The 6248-nt window shown below is 66.1% G+C and carries 3 protein-coding genes; 1 reads left to right on the top strand and 2 read right to left on the bottom strand.

Annotated features, from left to right (window positions below):
* Positions 1-456: 456 nt before the first annotated feature.
* Positions 457-2970: a S8 family peptidase gene (locus VLR48_RS11105; protein ID WP_325291846.1), complete on the top strand. Its 2514-nt coding sequence runs from the start codon at positions 457-459 to the stop codon at positions 2968-2970.
* Positions 2971-3253: 283 nt separating this feature from the next.
* On the opposite strand, the gene VLR48_RS11100 is transcribed toward VLR48_RS11105, so the two are convergent.
* Complete coding sequence (locus VLR48_RS11100; RefSeq protein ID WP_325291845.1) at positions 3254-3550, bottom strand: DUF433 domain-containing protein; 297 nt, start codon at positions 3548-3550, stop codon at positions 3254-3256.
* A gap of 270 nt (positions 3551-3820) precedes the next feature.
* Positions 3821-6248 (bottom strand): excinuclease ABC subunit UvrA (gene uvrA, locus VLR48_RS11095; protein WP_325291844.1); only part of this gene is annotated, 2428 nt, incomplete at its 5' end.

The raw sequence follows: 6248 nt of genomic DNA, 5'->3' as shown, positions 1-6248 counted from the left end.
ATCGGAAAGCCGTGTACGGGAGAACCGTATGCACGGTTTGATGAGGGAGGGCTGGCATCCTGTGGCTACGACTCGGCTATTGAGGCACCGCCAAACGAAAGGGGCGGAAACAGATAGGCCGGATCTACGGACGCCGGATGCCTGCTCTCTACTCTACCCGGAACTGGAGTAAACTGTCCCCGGAACTGAGGAACTGAGGAACTGAGGGCATCGTCCTGCGGCGTCGCCCATGCTGCGTTGCCGCCCGGGCCGCTGTTGCCTCGCAGGAGCCGAGCCCGACGACGTGGCTCCGATCAGGAACCGCGCCGCCGACTCACAGTCATCGAGGTTGTCGACATGCGCGCACGAGCGGCTGACGTATTCGGCTCGAATTCACCAGCGACCCTCGCCGCAAGGGATACGCTCGCGAACGCACGCGTTCCGGCTGTGGGTCCGAGAGGGCGGCGCGAGAGCGGCGTGAGCAGCGAGGCAGCTGGCCCGCGAGCGCAACGGCGAGCCCGACAGTGGGGCTGGCAGACCGTCCTGATCATGCTGGTGCCATGGCTGCTGGCGCCGGTCACGGCCCTCTGCGCCCAGGATGGTGGCACCGAGCTCGAACGCCAGGTGGCGCAGGCCGGTCACGCCCGCGTGCTGGTCGCGCTGGCCGTTGCACACGAGCCGGAGAGCAGCTTGGCGCAGGCGGCCGTCGGCCGGCAGCGCGCCGACATCGGTCGCGCGCAGGCGGCGGTGCGCGGGGCCGCGGAGGCGGCTGGCGGTCGCCTCGTCGCCGCGTATCAGAGCATCCCCTTCATGGCGATGGAGGTGGGTCAGGCCGCCCTCGACGCGCTGCGACGCGATCCGCGTGTCAGCGCCGTGTCCCCGGATCTGCGTGTCGAGCCCGTTCTCGCCAGCAGCAACACCGTCATCGCCAGCTCGGTGCCCTGGAGCGCGAGCCTGGCCGGAGCGGGCCAGGTGATCGCGATCCTGGATACCGGGGTGGAGAAGGATCACCCCTACTTCGGAAGCGGCGCCGGCAACAAGGTCGTCGCCGAGGCCTGCTATTCCACCAACTCCGCGCCCGATTCCCTGTCCAGTGTCTGCCCGGACGGCGTCAGTGCATCCACTGCCGAGGGCTCCGGCTCCTACTGCGAGTTCAATACACAGGTCTGCTGGCATGGCACGCATGTGGCGGGCATCGCGGCGGGTCACGATCCGGCCGGTGCAACGGACGGCGTCGCGCGAGACGCCGAGCTGGTCGCCATGCAGATCTTTTCTTGGAACAGCGCGACCAATGGGCTTTCGGGGCTGTCGTCCGATCTGCTCAGCGCCCTGGAACGCGTGCTGTTTCTGCGCACCGAGGAAGGCCTGAATCTGTCGGCGGCCAACATGAGTCTCGGCGGCGGTCTCTTCTCTCTGCCGTGCACCAGCGCCAACTATCCGGAATATGCCGCACTCTTCGATGCCTTCGAGGCCATCGCTGCCAATCTCATTGGCGCGGGCGTCGCGCCCGTGGCCGCGACGGGAAACAACAGCAACCGCACCGCTATCGCTTTTCCGGCCTGCGTGCCGGGCTTTATCAGCGTCGGTTCCACCACCGACCTCGACGCGGTCAGCGCATTCTCCAACCTGTCCAGCTTTACGGATCTGGTGGCCCCCGGCAACGCTGTGACCTCCGCCTATTCAGCGGGCGGCGAGCTGACGCTGTCCGGTACCTCGATGGCCACCCCGCACGTCGCGGGCGCGATTGCCGTACTCAAGCAGGCAGACCCGAGGGCGAGCGTCGCCGACCTGCTGAGCCTGCTGCGCGACACCGCCGTGGTGGTGGCGGACACACGCACTGGCGGCCTCGAGACCGACCTGCGCCGCATCGATTTCCGCGCCCGGTTCCCCGCGGATTACGGCGACGCCCAGGGCAGCTACGAGATCGATCCGCAGTACAGTCTGTGGAACCCGGCCTTCCATCTGAACAGCGCCGAGCTGTACTTGGGTTCCTCGCCGCCGAGTACGGAGCCGCGGCCGATACCTGCCGCGCAAGCCAACACCGACAGCCTGGACGATGCCATCGACGGCACATCGCTCGTTGTGAATGTTCCGGCCGCCGCGGCCGCCGTGGACGTGCACGGCGTTCACAACGGCTCAAGCGACGACGCCCAGTTGGCTTGCTGGGCGGACTTCAACCAAGATGGCGACTTTCTCGACCCGGGCGAGCGCACCCAGCCCGGCTTTGCGTCCCATGCGCTGTTCGGCTCGGGTGCCTGCACGGCGACGGGCATCACCGATACCAGCTTCACCACCGGTAACGTGCCCGCCGGGTGTGGCGGATCCGTGCGCGTGCAGTGGTCTGGCGTGGACGTCAGTCAACTGCAGCTCGGCGTCGCCACCGTGCTGCTGGTGCGTTGTCGGCTGACCACGGATGCCGGCACCACGGGCAACGCCGACTTTTTCTCCGACACCTCGCCGCAGCCCATGGGCGGGGCAGTGAACGGCGAGGTCGAGGATGGCGCCATTTCGGTGACGCCGACACTGGCCTCCATCGGCTCGGTGACCCTCACGGCGCACCGACTCCCGGAGCTGTTGCAGCTGCTCCTCGCCGAGGGCACTGCCGAGGCCATGCTGTCCGGCTACGCCCCGCAACAGGCCGCTGCCCTCGACGGCGACGCCGCCCTGGCCACGGCATTGATACCGTACCTGGACCCGGACGGCGACGGCCAGGTGGCCGTCTTGCGCTGGCAGACCCTGACCGAGCGCGGCACCATCGGCTTCTACGTGGAACGCAAAGACGAAGCCGAAACCTGGGTCAAGCTCAACCACGGCAACATGCTGCCGGCGGTCATGCCCGCCCCCATGGGTGGTGACTACCAGCTGGTGGACCCCAAAGCCAAAAGCGGCCGCGACTACCTCTACCGCCTCATTGAACAAGAGGCCTGGGGCAGTCAGCGGGAGCATGGACCGTATCCGCTGAGCTTGCCGGAAAAGGGAGCAGGCCTCTGACGCTGTTTCTTCGGCACCCGCCTTGGTCGGCTCCAAGTGTGGTCCGAAACGGACCCCTTAGATGAAGCCTTACAAAAGCGCGCAGGGGTCACCATTGAGCTGACCCCGATGAATGGCACGATCTCTTTTCTCGCATCCAAGCGCGCTTGTGCCGGTCGGGAAGCACGACATTGCTACCGCCAACGCGCCCGCGGTTCGCGTTGAAAGGTCGCGGATTGACTCCGATCCGCGGGACCACCGGGGACAGACCACGGTTTTCGAGAACTGGCGTCGATCAGAAACCTCATCGCGCCAAACTCTTCAGCGTGTAACGGTGTCTTATCAGATCCGAAGCGAATCGCAAACAAGCACCGATATCAGCTGGCTCCATCGACGGAAACTGTTTCAGGATTTCCTCCCGTGTCTCTCCGGCGCTGAGGAAACCTAGGATCGTCTCGACGGTGATTTGCAGTCCCCTGATTGTCGGATGTCCGTTGCAGAGGTCGGGACAGACGGTGATATGGCCGTCCAGGTACGAGAGGGGCGTGATGCTGTCTGACACTGCGCTCGTCGAGTCTGGCTCCAGGTGTTGTGTCGCCATCAGCAACTCGGTCGATGTCGAACCGCCGGAGATACAACTCTAATTCGGCTTCGTCTCTGGCCGTTTCACACCATAGGTTACTTCGATTCGCCGATCGGCTCCTGCCGAAATTCGAGCATCGAGTGTTCGTCAAGCCCATGGTGTGCGGCCTCCGGTCTAAACGGTCCGCCGGGTGCGGCGAGGAACGACGCTCACCGCGTGCATCGGTTCGGCTCGCAAGCTCACCGCGCCCGGTGCGTGGCCCAACGGCCACCGTCATGATCCCGCCCCTCACCACCCCCTCTCCAACAACGGCATCAAAAACCGCCCGGTATGCGACCGCTCGTTCGCGGCGATCTGCTCGGGCGTCCCGACCGCAATGATCTCGCCCCCCCGGTGCCCGCCCTCCGGCCCCAGGTCGATGATCCAATCCGCGGTCTTGATGACATCCAGGTTGTGCTCGATCACGACCACGGTGTTGCCCTGGTCGCGGAAGCGATGTAGGACGTCGAGCAGATGCTTGACGTCGTGGAAGTGGAGGCCAGTGGTGGGCTCGTCCAGGATATAGAGTGTCCGGCCGGTATCGCGTTTGCTGAGCTCGCGACTGAGCTTGACGCGCTGGGCCTCGCCGCCGGAGAGGGTGGTGGCGCTCTGGCCGAGGCGGACGTAGGCGAGGCCGACATCCATCAGGGTCTGGAGCTTGCGTTTGATGAGCTGCACGGGCGAGAAGAACTCGAGGGCATCTTCGATGGTGAGGTTCAGCACCTCGTCGATGGTCTTGCCTTTGTAGCGGATCTCGATGGTCTCTCTGTTGTAGCGCCGGCCCTTGCAGGTGTCGCACTGGACATAGATGTCGGGCAGGAAGTGCATCTCGACGCGGATGAGTCCGTCCCCTTTGCATGCCTCGCAGCGTCCGCCCTTGACGTTGAAGCTGAAGCGGCCGGGTCCGTAGCCGCGCGAGCGCGCCTCGGGCACGGCGGCGAAGAGGTCGCGTACCAGGTTGAAGAGTCCGGTGTAGGTGGCGGGGTTGGAGCGCGGGGTCCGACCGATGGGGCTCTGATCGATGTCGACGACCTTGTCGAAGGCGTCGAGCCCTTCGATGGCGGTATGGGGTGCCGGTTGTAGGCTGGCGCCGTTGAGATGACGGGCGGCGGCCGGGAAGAGTGTGTCGTTGATCAGGGTGGACTTGCCCGAGCCCGAGACCCCGGTGACGCAGACGAAGCTCCCGACCGGGATCGCGGCGTCGACGGCGCGCAGGTTGTTGCCCCGCGCACCCAGGATGCGCAGCTGCCGATCCGGGTCGTTGGGCGTGCGCCGTGTCGGGATGGCGATCCGCAGGTCACCGGACAGATAGCGCCCGGTCAGTGAACGGGGTGCCGCCGCGATCTCCTCGGCAGTGCCTTGGGCGACGATCTCGCCGCCATGTACGCCGGCGCCCGGCCCCAGGTCGACGACCAGATCGGCGCAGCGGATCGCCTCCTCGTCGTGCTCGACCACGATCACGGTGTTGCCGATGTCGCGCAGGTGGGTCAGGGTTTTGAGCAGTCGGGCGTTGTCGCGCTGGTGCAGGCCGATCGAGGGCTCGTCCAGGATGTACATGACCCCGACCAGACCGGCGCCGATCTGGCTGGCGAGCCGGATGCGCTGGGCCTCGCCGCCGGAGAGCGTCTCGGCGCTGCGATCGAGGGTCAAATAGTCGAGACCGACGTCGACCAGAAAGCGCAGCCGGGTGGCGATCTCCTTGATGACCCGCGACCCGATCTCGCCGCGCTTGCCGGGCAGCTCCATCGCCTCGAAGAAGTGCAGCGAGTCGCCCACGGGCATGGCGGCGACCGCGGGCAGGTTGTGGCCCTCCAGAAAGACATGGCGGGCTGCTTCGTTGAGACGCGCGCCGCCGCAGGTCGGGCAGGGCTGGTGGGAGAGATAACGTGCCAGCTCCTCGCGGACCGCGCTGGAATCGGTCTCTCTATAGCGCCTCTCCATGTTGCGGATGATGCCCTCGAAGGGACGGATCTTGGCCGCGCCCCGCTCGTGCGGCAGCTTGAGCTTGATCTTCTCCTTGCCGGTGCCGAAGAGGATCAGCTGCTGAATCCCTGCGTCGAGTTGGCTCCAAGGCGTCTCGACATCGAAGTCGTAGTGCTCCGCCAGTCCGCGGATCACTTGAAAGTAAAAGGCATTGCGCCGGTCCCAGCCGCGCACCGCGCCGCCCGCGAGGCTCAGTTCCGGATGGAGGACGACCTTGGCGGGGTCGAAGAACTGTTCCATCCCGAGTCCGTCGCAGGTGGGGCAGGCGCCGACCGGGTTGTTGAAGGAGAAGATCCGGGGCTCGAGCTCCGGGATGCTGTAGCCGCAGACCGGGCAGGCGAAGGACGCCGAAAAGGTGATCATGGGCCGCTCGGGCTCGTCGATCGCGGCAACGCGCACGATGCCGCCCGAGAGCTTGAGCGCGGTCTCGAAGGACTCGGCCAGACGCAGGGCCAAGTCGGGACGCACCCGGAAGCGGTCCACCACCACCTCGATGTCGTGCTTCTTCTTGATGTCCAGCTCGGGCGGGTCGTCGAGCTCGTAGAGATCGCCGTCGATGCGCGCGCGCACGAAGCCTTGCGCATGCAGCTCGCCGATCAACCGCTGGTATTCGCCCTTGCGCGCCGAGACCACGGGCGCGAGCAGCATCAGCCGATCGCCCTCCGGCAGGGCCATCACCTGATCGACCATCTGA

It is taken from the genome of Thiocapsa sp., assembly GCF_035467215.1.
Classification (GTDB): Bacteria; Pseudomonadota; Gammaproteobacteria; order Chromatiales; family Chromatiaceae; genus Thiocapsa.
The sequence above is the reverse complement of the archived record's forward strand: the minus strand, read 5'-3'. Positions and strand labels throughout refer to the sequence as shown.